We start from the raw sequence: 22,429 nt of genomic DNA, 5'->3' as shown, positions 1-22,429 counted from the left end.
CGTCACTTTGCCGGTGTTGCTTTCAGATATGTATCGAACCAGGCGACGGTGCGCTGGAGTGAATCGAGCTGGTTCTCACGCTTGCGAAACCCATGCCCTTCGGCTGGGTAGAAGATCGTCTCGACGACATTGCCCTTGGCTTTCAATATGTCATTGACCTCCTGCGCCTGGCCGCGCGGGACACGGATATCGTTTTCGCCCTGAATCGTAAGGAGCGGCGCCTTGGTCGCGCGGATATAGGTCAGCGGTGATGCAGCGTCATAGACCTTGGGATCAGCGTCGGGCGTGCCAATCAAGGTCCGCTGATAGGCCTTTAGCACTTCATCCTGGTCGCGGTACATCGTCCGCCAGTTGATGATGCCGAACCACTGGACAGCGGCAGCGAATTCATCGGGCGCGCGGCCGATCGCCATCAGGGTCATGAACCCCCCATAAGAGCCGCCGAAAATGCCGACGCGCTTTGCATCGACATAGCCGCTGGCGACCAAAAACTGCTTGGCGGCGATCGTATCCTTCAAGTCGCCGCCGCCCAAATCCTTGAAATTGGCGGCCTGAAACGCCTTGCCATAGCCGGTAGAGCCGCGGAAATTTGGTTGAATGGTTATGTAGCCGCGGCTCGCGAAGGCAGCGGCATAGCGGCTAAAGCCATCAATCGCCTGACTGGTCGGTCCGCCATGCGGCAGGACGATGGCGGGGTTGGTGCCGTCACGCTTCAGATTATAGGGCATTGTTACAACGGCACTGATCAACGTGCCGTCAAAGCTCTTATAAACGACTTCGGTCGATCGCGGCAGGCTCGACGGGCTGAGGCTCGCCATGGCCAATTGTGTCGCCGGCCGCACCTGCGCGCTGGCCATGTCGTAAAGATGCAGGTCGTTCGGCGAATCGGCACCGGAATGGCTAACCATCATCAGTTGGCCATTTGGTGCAAGCGGTTCACCACCGACGAGGCCGTTGACGCCGGGTGGCAACCCAAGCGGGGCTTCCGCCATCGTCGTAACATCGACCTTTGACAGCGATGTGCGGGTATCGGCAGCGGTGCGAACGATCATCGCTTTCCCGTCGCGCGTAAAAATGCCGCTGGTCTGTTCCCAAGGCGTGGGCTTTAGCCACCGCCGGCCTTTGGTGGCGACAGTGTAGAGCCCGGCATGCAGCTGACCGGTGGTGTCATTGCTGGTTACGGCGATCGTTGCGCCGTCTGCAGTCGCGTCGCTCGCGGAGAACACGGTATCGGGCTTGCCAAGCAGCCGCGTGGCCTTGCCGTCCGCAAGGTCAATTCGCCAGACTTCGCCGACGACACCATCAACCCGGTCGCGATTGGCGATCAGCGCACGGCTTCCATCGATCCAGGCAACCGGACTCCAGCCGAATTGCGGGTCCTTCTCGGCGGTCAGCGCGCGAATGTTTCCGTCGCTGTCCATGACGGCGAGGTTCGACTGGCCTTCGGATTTCAGCTTAGTGACGAGCGCAATCGTTCCGCCGGACGGCGCGACAAGCATCGTTCCTTCCCGCCGATCGGGCGTGTTGGTCAGGTTGACAACCGTGCCGCCGCTGGTGGGGACGCGGAAAATGTCAGTATATTCGTTGCCGCCCTTGTCCTGTTCGAAATACACCCATTTGCCATCACGCGACGTGACGAGACCGTCTTGTGAGTCTTCTGACTGGGTCAGCTGGATCGGCCAACTGCCCGCCGTGTCGGTGCGCCAGATATTGCTCCGCCCGGTCAGGTTAGTGGCGATGAAGATCGTATTGCCATCCGCGCTCCAGGCAGCGCCGCCCAGCGAACGGGTGGTGCCAATATCCTCGACCGGCACTGATGCGGCGGATGGGTTTTCGCCGGATGACAGCGCTTTCGGATCGGACACGGGCCGGTCGGGAGTCTTGACTTGCGCGGCTAGGGGAGTGGCCGCAGTGGCGGCAAGCAGCAGGGCGGTTGCGATACGCATCAAGTCTCTCCCCAGGTTCTTCTAGGCCGGACTTGTCTCACGCCGGGGCGCGAAGGGCAATGTCGCGAGGTGCGTATCGCTTGGGCCGCTCGATCAATCCTCCTGCCGGGCCAGCCACTCTTCCAACCACTTGATCGTGTACTCGCCCTTTTGGAAATCAGGCTCGTCGAGCAATGCCTGATGGAGCGGGATCGTCGTCTTCATCCCGTCGATCACGAATTCCTTCAGCGCGCGACGCAAGCGGCGCAGGGCACCGTTGCGGGTGGTGCCATAGACAATCAGTTTGGCGATCATCGAATCATAATAAGGTGGCACCCGGTAACCGGCATAAAGACCGCTATCGACCCGAACGTTCATGCCACCAGGTGCATGAAACTGCTTCACTGTACCCGGTGATGGCGCAAAGGTGCGCGGGTCTTCGGCATTGATGCGGCATTCGATCGCATGTCCGCGGAAGTGCACGTCCTCCTGCCGAAGCGTCAGCGGATGCCCCTCGGCAATGCGGATCTGTTCGCGGACAAGATCGAGCCCGGTGATCGCTTCGGTTACCGGATGTTCGACCTGCAGGCGGGTATTCATTTCGATGAAATAGAATTCGCCATCTTCCCACAGGAATTCGATCGTGCCAGCGCCGCGATAGCCCATATCGGCCATCGCCTTCGAGACGATCCCGCCCATCCGCTCACGGTCTTCCGCGCCGAGTACGGGGGAGGGCGCCTCCTCAAGCACTTTCTGGTGGCGGCGCTGGAGCGAGCAATCACGTTCGCCCAAATGAATGGCATTGCCATTGCCGTCGCCGAAAACCTGAAATTCGATATGGCGCGGATTGCCGAGATATTTTTCGAGATAGACGGTCGCGTCGCCAAATGCCGCTTTCGCCTCAGTGCCGGCCTGCTGCATTTGGGTTTCGAGATCGGTCGCGCTGGTGACGACCTTCATGCCGCGCCCACCGCCGCCTGACGCCGCCTTGATGATAACGGGATAGCCGACGCGCTCGGCAATCGCCTTTGCTTCGCCAATGTCACTGATCGCGCCGTCAGAGCCAGGCACAAGCGGCAGACCGAGCGCGCCCGCCGTCCGCTTTGCTTCGACCTTGTCGCCCATCGTGCGGATATGTTCGGGCTTGGGGCCGACAAAGATGATGTTATGGGCTTCGACGATCTCGGCGAACTTGGCGTTTTCGCTTAAGAAACCATAGCCGGGATGGATCGCATCCGCGCCCGAAATTTCAGCGGCCGAGATGATGTTCGGGATGTTCAGATAGCTTTCGGTCGCCGACGGCGGCCCGATGCAAATGGCTTGATCGGCCAGGCGGACATGCATGGCATCGCTGTCCGCTGTCGAATGGACCGCAACCGTTTCAATGCCCATTTCATGGCACGCCCGGTGAATACGCAGCGCAATCTCGCCCCGATTGGCAATCAGCAGCTTCTTGATCTGGGCCATATTACTCGACGACGACGAGAGGTTGATCAAATTCGACCGGCTGACCGTTTTCGACCAGAATCGCGGTAACGGTGCCACCTGATGGCGCGATAATCGGGTTCATGACCTTCATCGCTTCGACGATGACCAACGTCGCGCCAGCCGCGACCTTGTCACCCACCTGAACGAACGACTTCGCGCCAGGCTCTGCCGAGAGATAGACGGTGCCAACCATTGGCGATTTAACGGCGTTGGCGGTTGATGGCGCAGGGGCCGCTTCAATCATTGTCGGCGCTGCGGCAGGAGCGGCAGGGGCTGGCGCTGGCGCATAATGCGGCATCGGCGCTGCGGCAGCAGCAACGGTGACCGTCCGGGCGACGCGCACGCGCCGATTGCCGTCTTCGACCTCGATCTCGGTCAGCTGCGTTTCATCAAGCAGCTCGGCGAGCTGGCGCACTAGCGACACATCAATCCGCATCGGCCCTTCGTCTGCACCCGTCACATCTGCCATACTGGTCCCCTTTTTCCCCGTCTTGACCCGACGTCCTGTCAGAACCGCGCCGCCGCTTCAAGCGCCAGCAGATAGGATAGTGCGCCAAAGCCCGCGATTGTGCCCCGTGCGGCCCGTCCGACCAGGCTGATATGACGAAATTCCTCGCGGGCATGGGGGTTCGATAAATGCACCTCGATCACTGGCGTGGCGACGGCTTTGATCGCATCATGCAGCGCCACCGAAGTGTGGGTAAAGCCAGCCGCATTTAGCAAGATGGCCTTGGCCCCCATCGCTTGCGCTTCGTGCATCCAGTCGATCAAATGGCCTTCATGGTTCGACTGGCGCATATCGATCGTTAGGTCGAGCGCCTGGGCGCGATCTTCGAGCATCCCGGCAATGTCGTCGAGCGTGTCGTGACCATAGATTTCCGGTTCCCGAGCGCCGAGAAGATTGAGGTTTGGCCCGTTGAGGACAAAGATCGTGTCGGCCATGCTGCCCCTTTGGGTGTGGTCTATTGCGACCTGGTATAGGCTTGGGTGGGCTGCTCGCCAAGTTGGTGCATTCAGGCCAATGCCGCTTCGACTTGCGCCAGCCGGTCCTTGCCAAAATACAGCGCGTCGCCAACGAAGAAGCTGGGGATGCCGAACACACCGCGCGCAACGGCGGCTTCGGTGTTTGCCCCAAGAAGGTCCTTGATTGCTTGTTCCTGGGTGCGGGCGATCATTGCTGTGCCATCAAAACCGTGCGTGTCGAGCACACGGACAATCACCGCTGGATCAGCCATATTCTCGCCCGCCTCCCACATCGCCTCTAGGCCGATGTCGATGAAACGGCCCAGCGTTCCCGCTTCGCTGGCGACGATCGCCGCGCGCATCAAGGTCAGCGTGTTGACCGGAAAATGCGGATTCATGGTGAAGCGGGTTAGGCCATGGGCGGCGATGAAGCGCTGCATTTCCAGCCGTTCATACGCCATCCGGGCGGGGACATCAGCAAACTGCACCATCGGCGCGCGGTTGTTGGTCGCGCGAAAAATGCCGCCGAGCAGGCACGGCGTATAGGTGACGTTGGCGCCGGTTCGCGCGAGCACGGGTGGCAGGGCCTTGTGCGCCAGATACGCATTTGGACTGGCGAAATCGAAGATGAATTCAACGGTCTTGCTCATGTCAAAAACGCTCCGTCCAGGGCCTTAGGTCGAGTTCATGCGTCCAGGCGGTCCGCGCTTGATGGTGCAGCATGACATAGTTTTTGGCAATTTCGTCTGGCGACAAGATCGCGTCAGCGTCGCGCGCCGCCTGAATGTCGTCGATGCGCTGGGCAATGAAATCTGTGTCGATCGCACCATCGATAATGGTGTGGGCGACATGGATGTTCTTTGGCCCCAGCTCGCGTGCCATGCTCTGCGCCAGCATGCGCAACGCAGCCTTCGCGCCCGAAAAGGCGGAAAAGCCGCTGCCGCCGCGCAAGGATGCCGTCGCGCCAGTGAAGATGATGGTGCCACGGCCGCGCGGCACCATGTACCGGGCCACCTCGCGACCCATCAGAAATCCGCCAAAGCACGCCATTTCCCAAACCTTGCGATAGACGCGCGACGTCATTTCGGTGATCGGGAAGTTCACATTGGCGCCGATATTGAACACCGCCACCTCAATCGGGCCGATATCGCGCTCGATCGCATCGACCATGGTGACCATCTGCTCTTCGTCGCGCGCATCGGCGGGGAACGCTTGTGCCAACAGTCCATCGTCGCGGATTGATTGGGCGAGTAATTCAAGCTTGTCAGCATTGGCCGGGCGGCGGTTGACGCAAGCGGTGAGCCCCTCGCGGGCAAAGGCTCGGGCGATGGCGCCGCCGGTTGCATCGCCTGCGCCGATGATCAGGGCCGCTCCGTTCATTTGCTCCGCACCTTTCTCGCCCGGGCAATCACTGTTTCGGTTGCCGCTTGGGCCGCCCGCTACCTATATGCGCCCGATAAGCAATGCAAAGGCGCACAATGGCTGTTGATGGCACAATTGGTATCCAGGTGAATGGCGAGCACCGGCGGGTTCATGACGGGCGATCAATCGCTGATCTGGCCAATGAACTTGGTCTGGCGCCTGAGAAAATAGCGGTCGAGCGCAATCTGGAGATCGTGCCGCGATCGACACTGGCGCAAGTGATGCTTGAAGATGGCGATGCGCTGGAGATTGTGCATTTCGTTGGTGGCGGCGATCATGCCCCCGTGGATGCGGATGACAGCTGGACAGTGGCGGGGCGCCGCTTTCGGTCGCGGCTGATTGTCGGCACCGGCAAATATAAGGATTTCGCCCAGAATGCCGCTGCGCTTGAGGCATCAGGTGCAGAGATTGTGACGGTCGCGGTGCGGCGGGTGAACGTGTCCGATCCTAAGGCACCGATGCTGACTGACTATATCGACCCCAAGAAATTCACCTATCTGCCCAACACCGCTGGCTGTTTTACCGGGGACGACGCGGTGCGGACGCTACGGCTGGCGCGTGAGGCGGGCGGCTGGGATCTGGTGAAGCTTGAGGTGCTGGGTGAGGCGAAGACGCTATATCCAGATATGGTCGAAACGCTGCGGGCCACTGAAATCCTGGCCAAAGAGGGTTTCCTGCCGATGGTGTACTGTGTCGATGATCCGATTGCCGCCAAAAGGCTTGAGGATGCCGGCGCGGTGGCGATCATGCCGCTGGGCGCGCCGATTGGCTCCGGGCTCGGTATCCAGAACCGAGTGACGATCCGCTTGATTGTCGAGGGCGCCAGCGTGCCGGTGTTGGTCGATGCGGGGGTGGGCACCGCTTCCGACGCGGCCGTCGCGATGGAATTGGGGTGTGACGGCGTGCTGATGAACACGGCAATCGCCGAAGCCAAAGACCCGATCATGATGGCCGCTGCCATGAAGCTGGCAGTCGAATCGGGTCGCTTGGCGTATCGATCGGGGCGCATGGGGATCAGGCGCTATGCCGACCCCTCAAGTCCGCTTGCTGGATTGATCTAAGCGTGTAACCATCCGGCGCTGGGAGTCGAATAGACCAATATGCATCGCCTTGCCGCCCTGTTCATGATCGCTGCTCTGGTCGCCATGAGCCTGGGCATGGCCCTTGGCGCGCCCGCCTCAGCAGCAGGTCACGCATCATTGATGCATCACTCGTCCAGCCCTGATAAAAACTGTGGTGGCCAGATGGCGATGTCCTGCGATGCCTGTTGCCTGGCGGTGCCGGCGATCCCGGTCGGATCGACCGTTCAGGCGCGCCCGGACATCGATTTTACAACAGCCGCGATCACCCCGCAGATCGGCCTTGCTATTGCACCGGCCTTGCCCCCGCCGCGGCAAACGGCCCTTTCATAGCTACCCCTAATTCAGCGCGGTGCGCTTTATCGCGCCAATATATTGGAGAAATTTCATGGTTCGTTTCATCAAGTTCGCTGTCGTCGGCCTCGCCGTATCCGGTTCCGCCGCTTATGCCGCTGCGCCTGCTGCCGTCGCGGCTGCCTGCAGCGCTGCCTGCATGACGGTTTGCGCGACGTTCGGTGTCGATTGCGGCATGCCCAATTGCTGAAGCCGATGATTGGATGATTTGTCCGATCACCTGAATGATTGAGTGCCGGAGCGGAGCCGTTCCGGCACTCTTTTTTTGATAAGGGAAGCACGATGCGCCTATCCTTGGTCCTAGTCGCTGCCTCGCTGGCGGCCTGTAGCCCAGCCGACCCTGCGGCCGGCGGTGCATCCCCCGCCGGGATTGCCAATGCCGATGGAGCAAAGCCGGCAGCAGGCACGCCGACAGTGATCAAGGCTGCGGATGGTGTAACCGTTTACGGCACGCTCTATGCCGCTGCGGACCCCAAAGCGATCGTCCTGCTGTTCCACCAGGCCGGGTCGGGCAAGGGCGAATATGCGACGATTGCGCCGCGATTGGTGGCGATGGGCTATAGCGCGCTAGCGATCGATCAGCGATCGGGCGGTGACCTGTTCGGGCAGAACCAGACGGCGGACGCTGTCTCCGGCCAGCCAAGCTATCTCGATGCCAAGGCCGATCTTCAAGCTGCGCTTAACTGGGCGAAACCGCAGGGCAAGCCGGTTTTGCTATGGGGGAGCAGCTATTCGTCGGCGCTGGTCTTTCTGGTCGCAGCCGAAAATCCCGGGGCGGTCGCGGGGCTATTGTCCTTCTCTCCGGGCGAATATCTTGGCCAGCCTGATCTGGTCATGCGCAACGCGGCGAAGCTGGCGATTCCTGTTTTTGTAACATCGGCCAAGGACGCAGGGGAAATCGCCGCCGCCAAAGCGATCGTCAACGCTGTCCCCGGCAAAAGCAATGTTCAGGCAGTGCCCGCTATCGCTGGCGTTCATGGATCATCGACGCTGATTGCCGCCCGCAATCCGCGCGGGGCCGACGATAATTGGCGAGCGGTAACTGAATTTCTAAGTCGCGTCGCGCCTTGAACCAGCATCAGGCCTTGCGCAGATACCAGATCGACCGACCGCCACAGGCCGGGTCTTCGGGCCGGTAATCGATTTCGGCCAACTCCGCGCGGACAAAGGCCTCCCGATATTGGTGCGGCTCAAGGCTGGGCCGATAGAGCGGTTCGCCCTGAAAGCTCTCCATTTCCGTGCCCTTGACTGGCGTGGTGTTGAATAGCACACGGCCGCCCGGCGCCAGCCATGCCCCGATCCGCACAATCACTGCCGCCTGCTCGTCGCCGTGCAAATGGAACAGGCTGTCCCATGCGAGCACGCCATCATAAAATCCATCCATCGCAACGCGGCGCATATCGGCATTAATCCAGCGATGGCGCGGAAAACGCGTGCGACATAGGCCGACCATCTTGGGCGAGATATCGACGCCGGAAACCATGAATCCGCGATCAATCAGGTGCCGCGAAACCGGCTCGCCCGCGCCACAGCCGAGGTCAAGGACGCGGCCACCTTTTGGCAATGGCTGCAGAAAACGATCTAGCCAGGCGCGTTCGGAAAAGGATTTGCGCCGACTGGAATCGAACTTCGCGCTGTTGCGTTCATAAAAAGCGGCAATCAGATCAGACACATCGATTCGCCTCCTTTTACTCGTATTGCGGCAAGGTTGAGGGATTTTTCAGGAACCCAAAACCCGATCACCCGTTGTTTCCTACAGTCGTCCCCACGCCGAATGTCTCGGCCGAACGGCGCGTAAAGGAGTTGTAACATGGGCGAGTTGACCGACAAAATCAAAGGCAACATCAATGAGACGATTGGCAAGATCAAGCAGAGCAGCAACGATGCAGAAACCCAGGCCGAAGGCAAGGCGCAGGAACTGAAGGGCAAGGCCCAACAGGCGATGGGCAAAGCCAAAGGCGCACTGGGCGACGATATCTGACTTCAGCCCTGGTTGATTGATGGGGACGCCCTGGGAAAACGGGGCGGCCCTTTTTCAATCACCGGTTGCGGATTGCGCTGATGGTCGTGCCGTTGGTGATCACTTCGATATCGGTTTTCAAATGGAGCAGCTTCACGCCCGGTTGCGCGAGCGCGCGGTCGAGCACGGGGGCGAATTGATCGGTTGTCTCGACGGTTTCGGACCAGGCGCCATAGGCTTTGGCGAGCAGCGCGAAATCGGGGTTGTGGAGCGCAGTGCCGCTGAGGCGCTTAGGGTATTCGCGCTCCTGGTGCATGCGGATCGTGCCGTAACCGCTATTATCGACGACGATGACGAGCATTTGCGCGCCGTGCTGGATGGCGGTGGCGAGTTCCTGCCCGTTCATCAGGAAATCGCCGTCGCCCGCGACTGCGACGACGGTCTTGTCGGGACACCGCAAAGCCCCCGCAACAGCGGCAGGGAGGCCATAGCCCATCGCACCGGCGGTGGGGGCAAGCTGGGTGCCGGGGTTGCCATAATGCCAATAGCGATGCCACCAGCCGGAGAAATTCCCTGCCCCGTTGCAGATGATCGTGGCCTCCGGCGTGAGGCGCTCGCGCATCGCGGCGACGCAGGGCCCCAGATCCAGGGCAATGCCATCGCGCGGGCGCGGCGTCGACCAGTCGAGCCAATCGCTATGGGCTTCGGCGCCGTCCGACCGCGGCCAGGCGGGGGCCTCAGCGCGCGCCAGCATATCGGCGAAAAAGAAGACCGGCGCGCAGATCGCCGTATCGGCGCGGTACACCCGGTTGAGTTCTGCCGGATCGGGATGAATGTGGACCAATCTCTGGCCCGGATGGTCGGGCGTTACCAGCGTATAGCCATCGGTGGTTGCCTCCCCCAGCCGCGCACCGATCACCAGCAGCAGATCCGCCGCTTTGATCCGCGCGACCAGTTTGGGGTTGGGACCATAGCCCAGATTGCCCGCCCAAATCGGCGACGCATTGGCAATTGCATCTTGCCGCCGAAAGGCACCGGCGACCGGGATGCCCCAATGCTGGGCAAAATGATCAAAGGCAGCCGCGGTTCGCGCGTCCCATCCTGCCCCCCCCACGATCGCGACAGGCCGTTTGGCGGCAGCAAGTTGATCGAGCAGATCGCCGAAGTCATATGGATCGAGTGCGCTCGGATGACGTGTGAGAGCAGGCCGATCCACCGCCTCCACGACATCGCACAGCATATCCTCGGGCAGCGCGATCACGACCGGGCCGGGCCGCCCGCTGGTCGCGACGGTGAAGGCGCGGGCGATATATTCGGGGATGCGGCGGGCGTCCTCGATGCGGGTCGCCCATTTGCATAGCGGCGCGAACATTGCGGGGAGATCGACTTCCTGAAACCCCTCGCGGTCGCGCATGCCGCGATCGACGTCGCCGATGAACAGGATCATCGGCTGCGAATCCTGCATCGCGACATGCACGCCGATGCTGGCATTGGTCGCGCCGGGCCCTCGCGTCACGAAGCAGATGCCGGGGCGGTGCGTCAGCGTGCCGTCTGCGCAGGCCATGAACGCAGCGCCACCCTCCTGCCGACAGGTGACGACATCGATTTCCGGCGTGTCATGGAGGGCGTCGAGCACCGCGAGGAAACTCTCGCCCGGCACCTGGAAGATCCGGTCGCAGCCCTGCGCGATGAGGTTATCGACAAGAATCCGACCGCCGGTTCGCATTGTGCCTATCCCATTTTTTAGCTCAGCCGGTCTTGGCCAACGCAACGGTTGCGAAGTTTCGCAACGCCGAATCGACCAACTCCCGATTTTCGATCAAGCCATGGCCGCTATTTGGGATCGTCACAATCGTTCCGCCAAAGAACCTACGGTAGCGCTCAGCGTTGTCGGCTGGCAGGAAGTCGCAAGAACCACGGACGATTAACGTTGGCACCAACGCCGCCGATTTTTCAGGCAGCGAGGCGCGCTTCACATCTTTTGAAACCAGCCTTTGTACATAGAGGTTGCCACCACCGGGCAATGCGGGCGGCTTCACACTGGCCCCTTTGCAGACGATGCCATCGATAAGTTCGCTGGCAACGAGTTCGTCAAACAACGTTGCGGAATCGCTCTGCGACAAGGTCGATTCAGCGCGAGCGCCTTCGCTGTCGATTTTGCTGATCGCCGCGATCAAAGGCTTGCTATAGACGACCTTGTCACGATTGGTGCGGCTATAGTCTCGTTTGCCGTCAAACCCCGGGAACATCCCTGGCGAGGTCAGAATTGAGCCAGCAACCCGTTCGGGAAAGCGCGCGGCATAGGCGGCGGCCAGGCTTGCGCCGAACGAATTTCCCCACAGAATGACCTGGGGTGCGTTGAGCGCGATACGAAGCGCTTCGAGATCGGCCACTGTGCGATCAAGTGAATAGTCAGTCGCCTTTAGCCGCGCCGATTTGCCGCCGCCCGCCTGGTCAAAATAGACGGTCGTAAAGCCCGCCGCCCGCAAGACCCGTCCTTCCTCCAGGCGCCGAGTTTCGGTGTAGAGCCCCGGCCCGCCGTGCAGGAAAATGATCGGGGTTGCGTGGCGCGTGGCCCCTTCACCGGCAAGGGTCCATGTCGCGATTTCTGATCCGGTCGAGAGCTTCATGATCGCGGGAGCGGGTTGCGCAGGCGCGGGAGCCGCCAAACTGAGAACCGTTATATAGCCGACGAGCCCAAGCCATCGGCGCCTAGGCCGGAATTTCGAGATACCAGGCAAAGAGATCCTCCGATTCGCGATTATGCTTAGTGTATTATATATATGCATCACCAGTCGCGAAAGTGAAACGGATTTCTGCAGTCAGATAGTCGTCTCAAGCCTGATGGATCGCCTTGGTCACGCAGTAGCTGTCGAACCCCTCAGTCCCACCCTCGCTGCCGAAGCCCGACAGCTTCACCCCGCCAAACGGCGTATCCGCGCCGCTGATCGCAAAGCTGTTGATGCCGACCATCCCTGCCTCGATCGCGTCGCCAAGCAGGTTGGCGCGGCGGCCATTTTCGGTGAAGGCGAAGGCGGCGAGGCCATAGGGCAAGCGGTTGGCTTGTTCGATCGCATCGTCGAAATCCTTGAACGATCGGCTGACAGCGACCGGGCCAAAGGGTTCGTTCGACATGATGTCAGCCTCATTGGGCACATCGGCGAGCAGGGTGGGGCGGAAGAAAAATCCGCCTCCTCCGAAACGCTCGCCGCCGGCCATGGTGCGGGCGCCCTTGGCCTTGGCGTCATCAACCAGGCGCTCGATCGCGTCGGGGCGCCGGATATTGGCGAGCGGGCCCATGCGGGTAGCGGGATCAAAACCGTCGCCGACGGGCACCTGTGCCGTCCGCGCGGCGAACCCGGCCAGGAAATCCTCATAAATCGCTTCCTCGACATAGAAGCGGGTGGGGGACACGCAGACCTGTCCTGCGTTCCGGAATTTCTGCGGCACGACCATGTCGAGCGTCTTGTCCAGGTCGCAATCGGCGAAGATCAGCACAGGGGCATGGCCGCCCAGTTCCATCGTCGTGCGCTTCACCCCATCGGCGGCGAGGCGCAGGAGGTGCTGGCCGACGGGAACCGACCCGGTGAAGCTGATCTTCGCGACGATTGGGCTGCCGATCAGATGGCGGCTGACGGTGTCAGGCACGCCGAATACCAGCTGGGCTACCCCCTTGGGCAGCCCGGCATCCTCCAGGCAGTGCATGATCGCGCTGGTGCAGCCGGGGGTTTCCTCAGGCGGCTTGCAGATGACGGCGCAACCGGCGGCGAGCGCTGGGGCGAGTTTCTTGGCCATGAGATAAACCGGGAAATTCCAGGGGGAGAGAGCGGCGACGACGCCGACCGGCTGCTGGATCACGATCGATCGCTGCCCGGTCGGGCGCACCAGCACGCGGCCATAATGGCGCAGCGCTTCTTCCGCGAACCAGTCGAACATTTGCGCCGAACTGATCACCTCACCGCGTGCCTCACCGATCGGCTTGCCCTGTTCGCGCGTCATCAGCGCGGCGATGGCGTCGGCGCGCGCGCGGATCAGGTCGGCGGCCTTGTGGAGGATCACGGCGCGGGCATTGACGTCAGTCGCGCGCCAAAGCTTGAAGCCACGCTCGGCAGCGGCCAGCGCGGCATCGAGATCGGCTGTTGAGGCGAGCGGTACCTCGGCAATCGCATCGCCGGTGGCGGGGTTGATGACAGGGCGAGTGTCGCGGCCTTCGCCCGCACTCCAGGCGCCATCGACGAACAGGGCCAGCGCTGCGTCATAGCTGTCGGTCATGAGCGGAATTCTCCTTGGCGATCCTGAAATCGAAGCGCAGATAGGCCCTCAAACAAAGCAAGGCGAGAGGGATGCAATGACCGATTTCACCGTGGTTGCGCAGGGGCTGCGCTTTCCTGAAGGCCCGGTGGCGATGCCCGATGGCAGTGTGATACTGGTCGAAATTGCCGATGGGCGGATCACGCGCTGTTTCCCCGATGGCACCCGGACGACGATGGCGAGCCCCGGCGGCGGGCCGAACGGGCTGGCGATGGGGCCAGATGGCAAGCTCTATTGCTGCAATAATGGCGGCTTCAATTACCACGAACATCCCAGCGGCCTGCTGATCCCCAATGGCCAAGCCGATGATTATTCGGGCGGTCGGATCGAGCGGATCGACGTCGAAACCGGCGCGGTCGAGATACTCTATAAGGACGGCGATTTTGGCTGCGTGCTGCGCGGGCCGAACGACATCGTGTTCGACCAGCATGGCGGCTTTTGGTTCACCGACCATGGCAAAAACCGCCCACGCGAGCGGGATGTTACCGGCATTTTCTATGTCAAGGCCGATGGATCGCACCTGGAGGAAGTCATCTTTCCGAGTGAGAACCCCAATGGAATCGGCCTCTCGCCCGATGGCAACACGCTCTATGCAGCGGAAACCTATACCTGTCGGCTGATGGCGTTTCGGATCACGGCGCCGGGCAAGGTCGATCAGACGGGCGGCCTCGGCGGCGCGGGCATCCCGCTTTACCGACCGGCGGGGTACAAATTCTTCGATTCGCTGGGCGTGGAAGAGTGCGGCAACATCTGCGTCGCCACGATTGGTGAGAGCGGGATTTCGGTGATCTCGCCCGCCGGAGAGCTGGTGGAGTTCGTATCCACCCCCGACCCGTTCACCACCAACATCTGTTGGGGCGGGGCGGATCGGAAAACCGCGTTCGTTACGCTGTCAGGCACCGGTCAGTTGATCGCGATACCTTGGGCCCGACCCGGCCTGAAACTGGCCTATTGAAGGATAGCTTATGCCCCGATCCCATAGAGAATCGCATCTCGTCGCGCGGATCGGTTGGTTGCGGGCGTCGGTGCTGGGGGCAAATGACGGGATCGTCTCAACCGCCAGCCTGATCATCGGCGTGGCGGCGGCGGCGCAGAGTCCGTCGGCGATTGTGGTGACCGGTGTCGCGGCTTTGGTCGCGGGGGCGATGTCGATGGCGGCGGGGGAATATGTCTCGGTCAGTTCGCAGGCCGATACCGAAAAGGCGGACCGCTCAAAGGAAGCGCGCGAACTGGTCGAGGACCCGGAATCGGAACTGGAGGAGCTGACGCGCATCTATATGGCGCGCGGTCTTGACCGCAAATTGGCGTCGGACGTTGCCGCGCAATTCACTGCCAAGGACCCGCTAAAGGCGCATCTCCGCGACGAACTCGGCCTGAGCGCCCATCTGGAGGCGAAACCCATCCAAGCGGCACTGGCGTCGGCGGCGAGTTTTGTCGTCGGCGCGGCGTTTCCGCTGCTGCTGGTGCTGATATTGCCGCGATCGTGGCTGGTCTGGGGAATCGCGGTGGGGTCGATTCTGTTCCTCGCCTTGTTGGGCGTCGTCGGGGCTCGCGCCGGGGGCGCGCCGGTGCTGCGCGCGACCATTCGGGTGACATTCTGGGGCGCATTGGCGATGGCAATCACGGCAGGGGTGGGATTGCTGTTCGGGGCGGTCGGCTAGCCGTTGACCCGCGCGGTAGCAGGGGACTAAGCGACAGCTGTGCCAACCCGAAACCTTGCGGAGTGCTCCCATGAAAAAGCTTTACCCCAATGCTGCCGCCGCGCTTGAAGGGGTGCTGTTCGACGGGATGACGATCTGCGCGGGAGGATTTGGCCTGTGCGGAATCCCGGAACGGCTGATCGACGCGATCCGCGACGCGGGCACCAAGGATCTGACGATCGCCAGCAACAATGCCGGCATCGATGGCGAAGGGCTCGGCAAGCTGCTGCGCACGCGCCAGGTGAAGAAGATGATCTCCAGCTATGTCGGCGAGAATAAGGAGTTCGAGCGGCAATATCTAAGCGGCGAGCTGGAAGTCGAGTTCTGCCCGCAGGGAACGCTGGCCGAACGCTGCCGGGCAGGCGGTGCGGGCATTCCGGGCTTTTACACCAAGACCGGTGTCGGCACGTTGGTCGCCGAGGGCAAGCCGGTAATGGCATTCGACGGGCAGGACTATATTCTTGAACGCGGCATCCGCGCCGATCTCTCGATCATCAAGGGCTGGAAGGCCGACGAGGCGGGTAACCTGATTTTCCGCAAGACCGCGCGCAATTTCAATCAGCCTATGGCGACCGCGGGCAAGGTCTGCGTGGCCGAAGTCGAGGAAATCGTGCCGGTCGGGAGCCTTGATCCCGATCAGGTGCATTTGGCGGGCATCTATGTGAACCGGCTGATCCTGGGCGCGCCCTATGACAAGAAGATCGAATTTGTGACGACGCGCGAGCGGGCGACTGTCTAATGGGTTCGGCGCGCGATTGGATGATGGCAGCGGGCGTGCTGAGCGTCATCGCATCGCTGCTGCACCTTGGCTGCATTGTCGGTGGACCGGATTGGTATCGCGCGCTTGGCGCCGGAGAAAGAATGGCGCGGATGGCCGCGCTCGACCGACCGGGACCAGCGATTATCACTGCGTTGATTGCGGGCGTGATCGCTGTGTGGGCGGTTTATGCCTTCGCCGCTGCGGGCCTGATTCGGCAGTTGCCGCTGATGCGCTTGGCGCTGGTGCTAATCAGCGCTGTGCTGTTGGTGCGCGGCTTGGCGGGGCCGTTGATGCAGCGCTGGCGACCTGATCTTTCGACCAGCTTTATCTATGGATCGTCGGCGATCGTGCTGGCGTATGGAATGACTTTTGCAGTCGGCACCTGGCTCGTTTGGCCAACGCTTTCGATGAAGGATGAATTTTGATGCCGTGGACACGTGACGACATGGCCGCACGCGCGGCAAAGGAATTGCAGGACGGGTTTTACGTGAACCTGGGCATCGGCATCCCGACCCTGGTCGCGAACCACATTCCCGATGGCATGGACGTGACGCTGCAAAGCGAGAACGGCATGCTGGGCATCGGCCCGTTTCCCTATCCGGACCAAGTCGATCCCGACCTGATCAATGCCGGCAAGCAAACGATTAGCGAGTTGCCGTCGTCAGTCTATTTTAGCAGCGCGGACAGTTTCGCGATGATCCGGGGCGGGCATATCGACCTGACGGTGCTGGGTGCGATGGAAGTCAGCGAAGGTGGCGACATCGCCAATTGGATGATCCCGGGCAAGCTCATCAAAGGGATGGGCGGCGCGATGGATTTGGTCGCGGGGGTCAAGCGCATCGTGGTGGTGATGGAGCATACGTCGAAGAACGGCGACCCGAAATTCATCCCCGCCTGCACCTTGCCGCTGACCGGCAAGAATGTGATCGACATGATCATTACCGATCTGGCGGTATTCCACCGGCCCGATCATGCCAGCCCGTTTGAGCTGGTCGAGATTGCGCCTGGCGTGACGGCAGACGAGGTGCGGGCCAAGACGACGGCGCATTATATCGCGTAAACATATCGGGGAAGCGCATGCGGGTTTTGCTGACAGGATCATCGGGCTGGCTGGGCCGGTTTCTGGCGCCCCGGCTGCGATTGGCCGGGCATGAGGTTGTCGGCCTGGACGTAGCCCCTGGGATCGGTACCGATGTGATCGGCAGCGTGGCTGATCGGGCGGTGATCGACCGGGTTTTTGCGGAACGCGAGATCGAGGCGGTTATCCATTCGGGCGCACTGCATAAACCGGATATAGTTCGCTATCCGACGCAAGCCTTTGTCGATGTCAACGTCTCTGGGACGCTCAACCTGCTCGAAGCGGCGGTGGCCGCCGGGCATGACCGGTTCGTCTTCACCTCAACCACCTCGCTGATGATTTCTGACGCGATCCGCCGCGCAGAGGGGGACCGCGCGGTTTGGATCGACGAGGCAATGGCGCCGTTGGAACCGCGCAACATCTATGGCGTCACCAAACTCGCCGCCGAGCATCTCTGTCGCCTGTTTCATCAGGAACGCGGGCTTGCGTGCATGGTCTTGCGGACTGGGCGGTTCTTCCCCGAAGATGATGATACAAATACCGAACCGGCCGGTGAAAATCTCAAGGCGAATGAGCTGCTTAATCGCCGGTTGACAGTGGAGGATGCTGCGGCGGCGCACCTTGCGGCGCTCGATCGGGCACCCGAGATTGGCTTTGGCACGTTCATCTTGTCAGCGCCGACGCCGTTTGTGCCGGCGGATGCGCAGGCGCTGAAGGCTGATGCTGTCGCGGTCATCTCGCGCTATTTCCCCGATGCGCCCGCCTTATATGCGAAGCGGGGCTGGGTGCTGCCCACCAGCATCGATCGCGTCTATGATTCGCGCCTGGCCGAACACCAGCTTGGGTTTCGGTGCGCGCAAGACTTTGGCACGGTGCTCCAGTCGATCCGCGATGGCGCAGCGCCCCCCGTCATCCACGAAGCAAGCTATTTAAGCCCAAAAGAAAGGCGCGGGCAGACCGAATATTGCTGATCCTGCCCGCATGACGAAAAATTGTGCCACGATGATCCCGAATTCGTCAAAGCGGCGTCACGCGGGACTTTCATGACATCGCGGAAATGCCTAAGGCGCCCTAGAGGCCAGCAGATAAAGCGATAGCGGAACACTGGCCGGGTTTCGTCGGGGGACTTTGCATGAAAAGAGCGCTGTATTTATTGATCGCGGGCACCGTGCTCAGTGGCGTTTTTGCTTATGCCGCCAGCGGCCAGACACCCCGGGGGATCAAGCTGTGGCGACTTGACTGCGGATCGACCTATATTCCCGATCTCAACCTTTTTTCCGATACACGCGCCTATCCCGGCCAAGGCAAGGCGCTGACCGCAAGCTGCTATCTGATCAAGCACGGCGATCGCTACATGATCTGGGATACCGGCCTGCCGGCTTCAATGAAGGGCGCGAAGATCGATCCGGTCAAGGGCGGCGCGTCGGTGACCAAGACCATCGTCGAACAGCTTGGCGAGCTGGGCGTGAAGCCCGAACAGATCGAGATGATCGGCATCAGCCATTATCATTACGACCATGTCGGCCAGGCCGAATCCTTTCCGGGCGCGACGCTGATGATTGGTAAGGGCGATCTGGACGCGCTCAATGCCACCCCGCCGGCCTTCGGCGCCAATCCAGCGGCGCTGAAGACCTGGATCGGCGGCACCGGCAAATCAATGCCAATTAGCGGTGACAAGGACGTGTTCGGCGATGGCAGCGTGACGATGATCGACACGCCCGGCCACACCCCCGGCCATCACGCGCTGCTGGTCAAGCTCATCAGCGGCAAGACTTTCCTGCTGACCGGCGATCTCGCGCATTTCCAGGAAAATTACGCAACCGACGGCGTGCCAACCTTCAACACCAACCGCGCCGATACGCTGGCCTCGCTCAGCCGGTTCAAGGCATTGGCGCGCAACACCAAGGCGACCGTCATCATCCAGCACGATCCGCGCGACATCGCCAAGCTGCCTGCGTTCCCGGTAGCTGCCGAATAAAGCGCGCCCAAAGCGGGCGACGGGCAAATAGCCACTGGACGCAGCCGCCCGCTGGCTGGCAAGGCAACCGCATAATCGAACAGGAGTGACGGCGACACAGTGCCGTCGTCCGACCAGCGGGAGAAGATAGATGCGGGCTTTGCTGTCGACGGCACCGGGCGGACCGGAAACGCTAACCCTTGAAACCATGCCGGACCCAGTCGCCGGTAAGGGGCAAGTGATTGTCGCCGTCAAAGCCTGCTCGATCAACTATCCCGACGTGCTGATCATCGAGGACAAATACCAGTTTAAGCCGCAACGCCCGTTCGCCCCCGGCGGGGAGATTGCAGGTGTCGTTGAGAGCGTCGGCGAGGGCGTTGCCGATTGGGGGCCGGGCGACCGGGTTGTCGCCACTGTTGGCAATGGCGGACTCGTCGAAAAGATCGCGGTTGATGCCGCCCGCCTGTTTCGCCTGCCCGAAGGGCGTAGTTTTGAGGAAGGGTCGGCATTGTTGCTGACCTATGCAACGACCATCCACGCCCTGCTTGATCGTGGGCACCTGGCAGAGGGGCAAACGCTGCTGGTGCTGGGGGCAGCGGGTGGTGTCGGCCTGGCGGCTGTTGAGCTCGGCAAGGCATTTGGCGCGCGCGTGATCGCCGCAGTATCCAGCGAGGAAAAGGCCGAGGCGTGCCGAAAGGCTGGCGCAGACGGCACGATTGTTTACGGCCGCGCGCCGTTCGACAAGGACCAGTCAAAAGCGCTGGCGGAAATGTTCAAGGCCGCTTTGGGGCCGAACGGTGCCGATGTGATCTACGATCCGGTCGGCGGCGATTATGCCGAGCCCGCGCTGCGATCGATTGCCTGGGAAGGTCGGTATCTGGTGGTTGGTTTTCCCGCCGGCATTCCCCGGCTGCCGCTTAATCTGACGCTCCTGAAAAGCTGCGACGTGTGCGGCGTATTTTGGGGTGCCTTTGCTGCGCGCGATCCCAAGGCCAATCAGGATCATGTCGAACGGCTGTTTCGATTGTGGAAAGAGGGGGCGATCAATCCGCTTGTCACCGAAGTTTTCGCGTTCGAAGATGGTGGCAAGGCGATTGCAAAAATGGCGGCACGCGGGGCTATCGGCAAGCTGGTCGTGCGCATTGGCGACTAGCCAAACGTTGCGTTAGCTCGGTTGCTTCCCTATTTGGTGGCGACAATGATTTTTACAGGGAAGACCCCCTCATGACGACTTTCAACGATCGGGAGCGCGCGGCCGAAGCCAACTTCGCGCTGGGTGAAGAAATGGCGTTCCGGGTAATCGCCCGCCGCAACAAGCTGGTCGGCCATTGGGCGGCCGAGCTGATGAAGCTCACCCCCGAAGAGGCCGATGCTTATGGCAAGTCGGTCGTACAGGCCGATTTCGAGGAAGCCGGCGATGAGGACGTCGTCCGCAAAATTGTTGGCGATTTGATTGCGGCTGGCGTTGAGACCAGCGAGGATGCCGTGCGCGCACAGCTGAGCCTGCAGAGCTTCGTCGCGCGCCAGCAATTGAGCGACGCAGTATAATCATGGCGATGCCCGCGGCTGAAATTGAGCGCCTGATCCGCAGCGCGATCCCCGATGCGCAGGTGGAGATAACCGATCTGGCCGGTGACGGCGATCATTATGCGGCCAAGGTCACGGCCGAAAGTTTTCGGGGCTTGCCTCGAATTAAACAACATCAGGCGGTTTATGCAGCGCTTGGCGGGCGCATGGGGGGTGTTCTCCATGCCTTGCAGCTGACGACCGCTACCCCAGCGTAACGAAGGATTGATCAATGACCGATGATTCCCAGGCCCGCATTGCCGAGATGGTGACGAGCAACGATGTGCTGTTGTTCATGAAGGGCAGCCCGCTGTTTCCGCAATGCGGCTTTTCCAGCAAGGCGGTTGCGATTCTCAACCATATGAACGTTGAATTCGGCAGCGTCGATGTGCTGCAGGATCAGGGCGTGCGCCAGGGCATTAAGGCATTCTCTGATTGGCCGACCATTCCGCAGCTTTATGTCAAGGGCGAGTTTGTCGGCGGCTCCGACATCATGATGGAAATGTATGAGAGCGGCGAATTGAGCCAGCTGTTCGCCGACAAAGGCCTCGTCAGCGCGAGCTGATCGACCAAGGGGGGCTTTATATGCGACTGGACAAGGGCGATTCCCCCGAAGGGCCAAGTGGGCCTGCCCCGATGTTAATCTGTGATCTGACGCAGAGCTATTCACCAGCAGGTGGCGGCGGCGTAAGCACCTATTTGCGTGAAAAGCGGGATTATATCCTGGCCAAAACACCTCATAGTCTGTTGCAGATCGTCCCTGGGCCAGAGGACAAGATTGTCGTCAATGGGCGGCATATCTGGGCAGAAGTCGGTGCCGATCCGGTGCGGGGTAGCCCCAATTATCGCTTCATTCTGCGGACCAAGATCGTCCGGGAGTTGCTTGCTCGTTTCAAGCCCGATGTGGTTGAATCGCTTTGTCCCTGGGTGCTGCCCTGGACGGCGATCCATCATCGTCGCGCGCATCCGGAAACGGCGCTCGTCGCGGCCTACAGCACCGATTTTCCCAATGCCCATGTCTACCGCGTGGCGAGCGCAAAGTTCGGGTCATTTCTTGGCAAGGGGTTTCGCTGGCTTTCTTATGGCTATGCCGAGATCACCTACCGCGAATTCGACTGGGTCTACACGTTGAGTGACGATGTTTGCGAGGTGCTCGCCGCGCATAATGTGCCGCGCACCAGCGTGCTGCAGCTTGGCGTCGATATCGATATGTTCCACCCGTTGAAGCGCGATCCCGCGTTTCGGCGCGACTTGGGCCTTCCTGGCGATGGGCCATTGCTGGTCTATGCGGGGCGGATCGATAATGAAAAACGCGCTGATCGCTTGATCGATATGTTCCGTCGTTTGCCGCCCGACCTGGGCGCGGCGATGGTGCTCATTGGTGATGGCAAATTGCGGTCAAGGTTGATGGATGAAAGCGCCGGTTTGCCGATTGCTTTTATGGGCTTTGTTCATGATCGGGCGGTGTTGGCTCGGGCACTGGCGTCGTCGGACATCTATGTATCCGGTATGGCGGATGAGACGTTTGGTATTTCGATTGTTGAGGCGCAGGCGGCTGGGCTGCCTGTGGTCGGCGTCGCCAGCGGGGCGATGATCGATCGCGTCCCGCCGGGGCTGGGGCTGCTCGGCCCCGTCGACGATACCCAGCAAATGGCTGATAATGTGGTGGCGCTATGGCACGGCGATCATCAGGCGATCGGCAAGGCGGCTCGGGCTCATGTCGAAGCGCGATTCAGCTGGGATCGCACCTTTGAACGCTTGCTCAGCGATATTTACCCCAAGGCGCTGCAGAGCGCCGCAGCGCGCCGGATAACGGGCGGCCGGCCACAGATGGTAGCGCGCCCAGCAATCGCGCCTGCAATCTGA

At 61.3% G+C, this 22,429-nt stretch carries 27 protein-coding genes; 17 read left to right on the top strand and 10 right to left on the bottom strand.

Features of this window, described 5'->3' with window-relative positions; genetic code table 11:
- Positions 1–2 precede the first annotated feature (2 nt).
- The 6 genes from B7Y43_RS09905 to B7Y43_RS09880 all read right to left on the bottom strand — a co-directional run bounded on the left by B7Y43_RS09905 (position 3) and on the right by B7Y43_RS09880 (position 5,756).
- Positions 3–1,946 (bottom strand): S9 family peptidase, encoded by a 1,944-nt coding sequence (locus B7Y43_RS09905; protein WP_374131481.1) that lies wholly within the window; start codon positions 1,944–1,946, stop codon positions 3–5.
- Positions 1,947–2,039: 93 nt separating this feature from the next.
- On the bottom strand, positions 2,040–3,392 hold the full coding sequence (gene accC, locus B7Y43_RS09900; protein ID WP_374131480.1) for an acetyl-CoA carboxylase biotin carboxylase subunit: 1,353 nt from the start codon (positions 3,390–3,392) through the stop codon (positions 2,040–2,042).
- A 1-nt stretch (position 3,393) separates the two neighbouring features.
- Positions 3,394–3,882: an acetyl-CoA carboxylase biotin carboxyl carrier protein subunit gene (gene accB, locus B7Y43_RS09895; RefSeq protein WP_374131479.1), complete on the bottom strand. Its 489-nt coding sequence runs from the start codon at positions 3,880–3,882 to the stop codon at positions 3,394–3,396.
- A 38-nt stretch (positions 3,883–3,920) separates the two neighbouring features.
- Positions 3,921–4,355: a type II 3-dehydroquinate dehydratase gene (gene aroQ, locus B7Y43_RS09890; protein WP_374131478.1), complete on the bottom strand. Its 435-nt coding sequence runs from the start codon at positions 4,353–4,355 to the stop codon at positions 3,921–3,923.
- 71 nt (positions 4,356–4,426) lie between these two features.
- Positions 4,427–5,026, bottom strand: coding sequence for a 2-hydroxychromene-2-carboxylate isomerase (locus tag B7Y43_RS09885; protein WP_374131477.1), 600 nt, complete (start codon positions 5,024–5,026; stop codon positions 4,427–4,429).
- Position 5,027: 1 nt separating this feature from the next.
- On the bottom strand, positions 5,028–5,756 hold the full coding sequence (locus tag B7Y43_RS09880) for an SDR family oxidoreductase (RefSeq protein WP_374131476.1): 729 nt from the start codon (positions 5,754–5,756) through the stop codon (positions 5,028–5,030).
- Between the two features lie 98 nt (positions 5,757–5,854).
- Here B7Y43_RS09880 and thiS point away from each other — a divergent pair, with 98 nt between their 5' ends.
- From thiS to B7Y43_RS09860, 4 genes are all read left to right on the top strand, one after another.
- Positions 5,855–6,859: a bifunctional sulfur carrier protein/thiazole synthase protein gene (gene thiS / locus B7Y43_RS09875; protein WP_374131475.1), complete on the top strand. Its 1,005-nt coding sequence runs from the start codon at positions 5,855–5,857 to the stop codon at positions 6,857–6,859.
- 39 nt (positions 6,860–6,898) lie between these two features.
- Positions 6,899–7,210 carry a hypothetical protein gene (locus tag B7Y43_RS09870; RefSeq protein ID WP_374131474.1) on the top strand — a complete coding sequence of 104 codons (312 nt, stop codon included), beginning with the start codon at positions 6,899–6,901 and terminating at the stop codon, positions 7,208–7,210.
- A 55-nt stretch (positions 7,211–7,265) separates the two neighbouring features.
- Entirely contained in the window at positions 7,266–7,421 is a 156-nt protein-coding gene (locus tag B7Y43_RS09865; protein WP_374131473.1) for a hypothetical protein, read from the top strand.
- A 92-nt stretch (positions 7,422–7,513) separates the two neighbouring features.
- The gene (locus tag B7Y43_RS09860) at positions 7,514–8,302 is read left to right on the top strand and encodes an alpha/beta hydrolase (protein ID WP_374131472.1); all 789 of its coding nucleotides are present in this window, start codon (positions 7,514–7,516) and stop codon (positions 8,300–8,302) included.
- Positions 8,303–8,309: 7 nt separating this feature from the next.
- Here the strand turns inward: B7Y43_RS09860 and B7Y43_RS09855 are convergent, their stop codons facing one another.
- Positions 8,310–8,903, bottom strand: coding sequence for a trans-aconitate 2-methyltransferase (locus B7Y43_RS09855; RefSeq protein WP_374131471.1), 594 nt, complete (start codon positions 8,901–8,903; stop codon positions 8,310–8,312).
- A gap of 138 nt (positions 8,904–9,041) precedes the next feature.
- Here B7Y43_RS09855 and B7Y43_RS09850 point away from each other — a divergent pair, with 138 nt between their 5' ends.
- Positions 9,042–9,212, top strand: coding sequence for a CsbD family protein (locus B7Y43_RS09850; protein ID WP_374131470.1), 171 nt, complete (start codon positions 9,042–9,044; stop codon positions 9,210–9,212).
- 58 nt (positions 9,213–9,270) lie between these two features.
- Here B7Y43_RS09850 and B7Y43_RS09845 read toward each other — a convergent pair whose 3' ends face one another.
- The 3 genes from B7Y43_RS09845 to B7Y43_RS09835 all read right to left on the bottom strand — a co-directional run bounded on the left by B7Y43_RS09845 (position 9,271) and on the right by B7Y43_RS09835 (position 13,463).
- Complete coding sequence (locus B7Y43_RS09845; RefSeq protein ID WP_374131469.1) at positions 9,271–10,917, bottom strand: thiamine pyrophosphate-binding protein; 1,647 nt, start codon at positions 10,915–10,917, stop codon at positions 9,271–9,273.
- Between the two features lie 22 nt (positions 10,918–10,939).
- A complete protein-coding gene (locus B7Y43_RS09840) occupies positions 10,940–11,821 on the bottom strand; it encodes an alpha/beta fold hydrolase (protein ID WP_374131468.1) in 882 nt (293 codons plus the stop codon).
- A 205-nt stretch (positions 11,822–12,026) separates the two neighbouring features.
- Positions 12,027–13,463, bottom strand: a complete 1,437-nt coding sequence (locus B7Y43_RS09835; RefSeq protein ID WP_374131467.1) for an NAD-dependent succinate-semialdehyde dehydrogenase — start codon at positions 13,461–13,463, stop codon at positions 12,027–12,029.
- A gap of 76 nt (positions 13,464–13,539) precedes the next feature.
- Here B7Y43_RS09835 and B7Y43_RS09830 point away from each other — a divergent pair, with 76 nt between their 5' ends.
- From B7Y43_RS09830 to B7Y43_RS09775, 12 genes are all read left to right on the top strand, one after another.
- On the top strand, positions 13,540–14,457 hold the full coding sequence (locus tag B7Y43_RS09830; protein WP_374131466.1) for an SMP-30/gluconolactonase/LRE family protein: 918 nt from the start codon (positions 13,540–13,542) through the stop codon (positions 14,455–14,457).
- 10 nt (positions 14,458–14,467) lie between these two features.
- Positions 14,468–15,163, top strand: a complete 696-nt coding sequence (locus B7Y43_RS09825; RefSeq protein WP_374131465.1) for a VIT family protein — start codon at positions 14,468–14,470, stop codon at positions 15,161–15,163.
- Between the two features lie 70 nt (positions 15,164–15,233).
- On the top strand, positions 15,234–15,941 hold the full coding sequence (locus B7Y43_RS09820; RefSeq protein WP_374131464.1) for a CoA transferase subunit A: 708 nt from the start codon (positions 15,234–15,236) through the stop codon (positions 15,939–15,941).
- Complete coding sequence (locus tag B7Y43_RS09815; RefSeq protein WP_374131463.1) at positions 15,941–16,387, top strand: hypothetical protein; 447 nt, start codon at positions 15,941–15,943, stop codon at positions 16,385–16,387. Before B7Y43_RS09820 ends, B7Y43_RS09815 begins: the two co-directional genes overlap by 1 nt.
- Positions 16,387–17,022: a CoA transferase subunit B gene (locus B7Y43_RS09810; RefSeq protein WP_374131462.1), complete on the top strand. Its 636-nt coding sequence runs from the start codon at positions 16,387–16,389 to the stop codon at positions 17,020–17,022. Before B7Y43_RS09815 ends, B7Y43_RS09810 begins: the two co-directional genes overlap by 1 nt.
- A gap of 17 nt (positions 17,023–17,039) precedes the next feature.
- On the top strand, positions 17,040–18,011 hold the full coding sequence (locus tag B7Y43_RS09805) for an NAD(P)-dependent oxidoreductase (protein WP_374131461.1): 972 nt from the start codon (positions 17,040–17,042) through the stop codon (positions 18,009–18,011).
- Positions 18,012–18,172: 161 nt separating this feature from the next.
- Positions 18,173–19,018: an N-acyl homoserine lactonase family protein gene (locus tag B7Y43_RS09800; RefSeq protein ID WP_374131460.1), complete on the top strand. Its 846-nt coding sequence runs from the start codon at positions 18,173–18,175 to the stop codon at positions 19,016–19,018.
- Positions 19,019–19,205: 187 nt separating this feature from the next.
- Positions 19,206–20,150 (top strand): NADPH:quinone oxidoreductase family protein, encoded by a 945-nt coding sequence (locus B7Y43_RS09795; protein WP_374131568.1) that lies wholly within the window; start codon positions 19,206–19,208, stop codon positions 20,148–20,150.
- A 71-nt stretch (positions 20,151–20,221) separates the two neighbouring features.
- Positions 20,222–20,545, top strand: a complete 324-nt coding sequence (locus B7Y43_RS09790; protein WP_374131459.1) for a DUF1476 domain-containing protein — start codon at positions 20,222–20,224, stop codon at positions 20,543–20,545.
- A 2-nt stretch (positions 20,546–20,547) separates the two neighbouring features.
- Positions 20,548–20,781 carry a BolA/IbaG family iron-sulfur metabolism protein gene (locus B7Y43_RS09785; protein ID WP_374131458.1) on the top strand — a complete coding sequence of 78 codons (234 nt, stop codon included), beginning with the start codon at positions 20,548–20,550 and terminating at the stop codon, positions 20,779–20,781.
- Positions 20,782–20,795: 14 nt separating this feature from the next.
- Complete coding sequence (grxD, locus tag B7Y43_RS09780) at positions 20,796–21,128, top strand: glutaredoxin (RefSeq protein WP_374131457.1); 333 nt, start codon at positions 20,796–20,798, stop codon at positions 21,126–21,128.
- 20 nt (positions 21,129–21,148) lie between these two features.
- Positions 21,149–22,429 (top strand): glycosyltransferase, encoded by a 1,281-nt coding sequence (locus B7Y43_RS09775; protein ID WP_374131456.1) that lies wholly within the window; start codon positions 21,149–21,151, stop codon positions 22,427–22,429.

The organism is Sphingomonas sp. 28-62-20 (genome assembly GCF_002281505.1).
This window is presented reverse-complemented; position numbering and strand designations above follow the sequence as displayed.

Excerpts from the sequence above, each read along its gene's own strand:
- B7Y43_RS09905 (WP_374131481.1), bottom strand. The coding sequence starts at position 1,946 with ATGCGTATCGCAACCGCCCTGCTGCTTGCCGCCACTGCGGCCACTCCC.
- accC (WP_374131480.1), bottom strand. The coding sequence starts at position 3,392 with ATGGCCCAGATCAAGAAGCTGCTGATTGCCAATCGGGGCGAGATTGCG.
- accB (WP_374131479.1), bottom strand. The coding sequence starts at position 3,882 with ATGGCAGATGTGACGGGTGCAGACGAAGGGCCGATGCGGATTGATGTG.
- aroQ (WP_374131478.1), bottom strand. The coding sequence starts at position 4,355 with ATGGCCGACACGATCTTTGTCCTCAACGGGCCAAACCTCAATCTTCTC.
- B7Y43_RS09885 (WP_374131477.1), bottom strand. The coding sequence starts at position 5,026 with ATGAGCAAGACCGTTGAATTCATCTTCGATTTCGCCAGTCCAAATGCG.
- B7Y43_RS09880 (WP_374131476.1), bottom strand. The coding sequence starts at position 5,756 with ATGAACGGAGCGGCCCTGATCATCGGCGCAGGCGATGCAACCGGCGGC.
- thiS (WP_374131475.1), top strand. The coding sequence starts at position 5,855 with ATGGCTGTTGATGGCACAATTGGTATCCAGGTGAATGGCGAGCACCGG.
- B7Y43_RS09870 (WP_374131474.1), top strand. The coding sequence starts at position 6,899 with ATGCATCGCCTTGCCGCCCTGTTCATGATCGCTGCTCTGGTCGCCATG.
- B7Y43_RS09865 (WP_374131473.1), top strand. The coding sequence starts at position 7,266 with ATGGTTCGTTTCATCAAGTTCGCTGTCGTCGGCCTCGCCGTATCCGGT.
- B7Y43_RS09860 (WP_374131472.1), top strand. The coding sequence starts at position 7,514 with ATGCGCCTATCCTTGGTCCTAGTCGCTGCCTCGCTGGCGGCCTGTAGC.
- B7Y43_RS09850 (WP_374131470.1), top strand. The coding sequence starts at position 9,042 with ATGGGCGAGTTGACCGACAAAATCAAAGGCAACATCAATGAGACGATT.
- B7Y43_RS09845 (WP_374131469.1), bottom strand. The coding sequence starts at position 10,917 with ATGCGAACCGGCGGTCGGATTCTTGTCGATAACCTCATCGCGCAGGGC.
- B7Y43_RS09840 (WP_374131468.1), bottom strand. The coding sequence starts at position 11,821 with ATGAAGCTCTCGACCGGATCAGAAATCGCGACATGGACCCTTGCCGGT.
- B7Y43_RS09835 (WP_374131467.1), bottom strand. The coding sequence starts at position 13,463 with ATGACCGACAGCTATGACGCAGCGCTGGCCCTGTTCGTCGATGGCGCC.
- B7Y43_RS09830 (WP_374131466.1), top strand. The coding sequence starts at position 13,540 with ATGACCGATTTCACCGTGGTTGCGCAGGGGCTGCGCTTTCCTGAAGGC.
- B7Y43_RS09825 (WP_374131465.1), top strand. The coding sequence starts at position 14,468 with ATGCCCCGATCCCATAGAGAATCGCATCTCGTCGCGCGGATCGGTTGG.
- B7Y43_RS09820 (WP_374131464.1), top strand. The coding sequence starts at position 15,234 with ATGAAAAAGCTTTACCCCAATGCTGCCGCCGCGCTTGAAGGGGTGCTG.
- B7Y43_RS09815 (WP_374131463.1), top strand. The coding sequence starts at position 15,941 with ATGGGTTCGGCGCGCGATTGGATGATGGCAGCGGGCGTGCTGAGCGTC.
- B7Y43_RS09810 (WP_374131462.1), top strand. The coding sequence starts at position 16,387 with ATGCCGTGGACACGTGACGACATGGCCGCACGCGCGGCAAAGGAATTG.
- B7Y43_RS09805 (WP_374131461.1), top strand. The coding sequence starts at position 17,040 with ATGCGGGTTTTGCTGACAGGATCATCGGGCTGGCTGGGCCGGTTTCTG.
- B7Y43_RS09800 (WP_374131460.1), top strand. The coding sequence starts at position 18,173 with ATGAAAAGAGCGCTGTATTTATTGATCGCGGGCACCGTGCTCAGTGGC.
- B7Y43_RS09795 (WP_374131568.1), top strand. The coding sequence starts at position 19,206 with ATGCCGGACCCAGTCGCCGGTAAGGGGCAAGTGATTGTCGCCGTCAAA.
- B7Y43_RS09790 (WP_374131459.1), top strand. The coding sequence starts at position 20,222 with ATGACGACTTTCAACGATCGGGAGCGCGCGGCCGAAGCCAACTTCGCG.
- B7Y43_RS09785 (WP_374131458.1), top strand. The coding sequence starts at position 20,548 with ATGGCGATGCCCGCGGCTGAAATTGAGCGCCTGATCCGCAGCGCGATC.
- grxD (WP_374131457.1), top strand. The coding sequence starts at position 20,796 with ATGACCGATGATTCCCAGGCCCGCATTGCCGAGATGGTGACGAGCAAC.
- B7Y43_RS09775 (WP_374131456.1), top strand. The coding sequence starts at position 21,149 with ATGCGACTGGACAAGGGCGATTCCCCCGAAGGGCCAAGTGGGCCTGCC.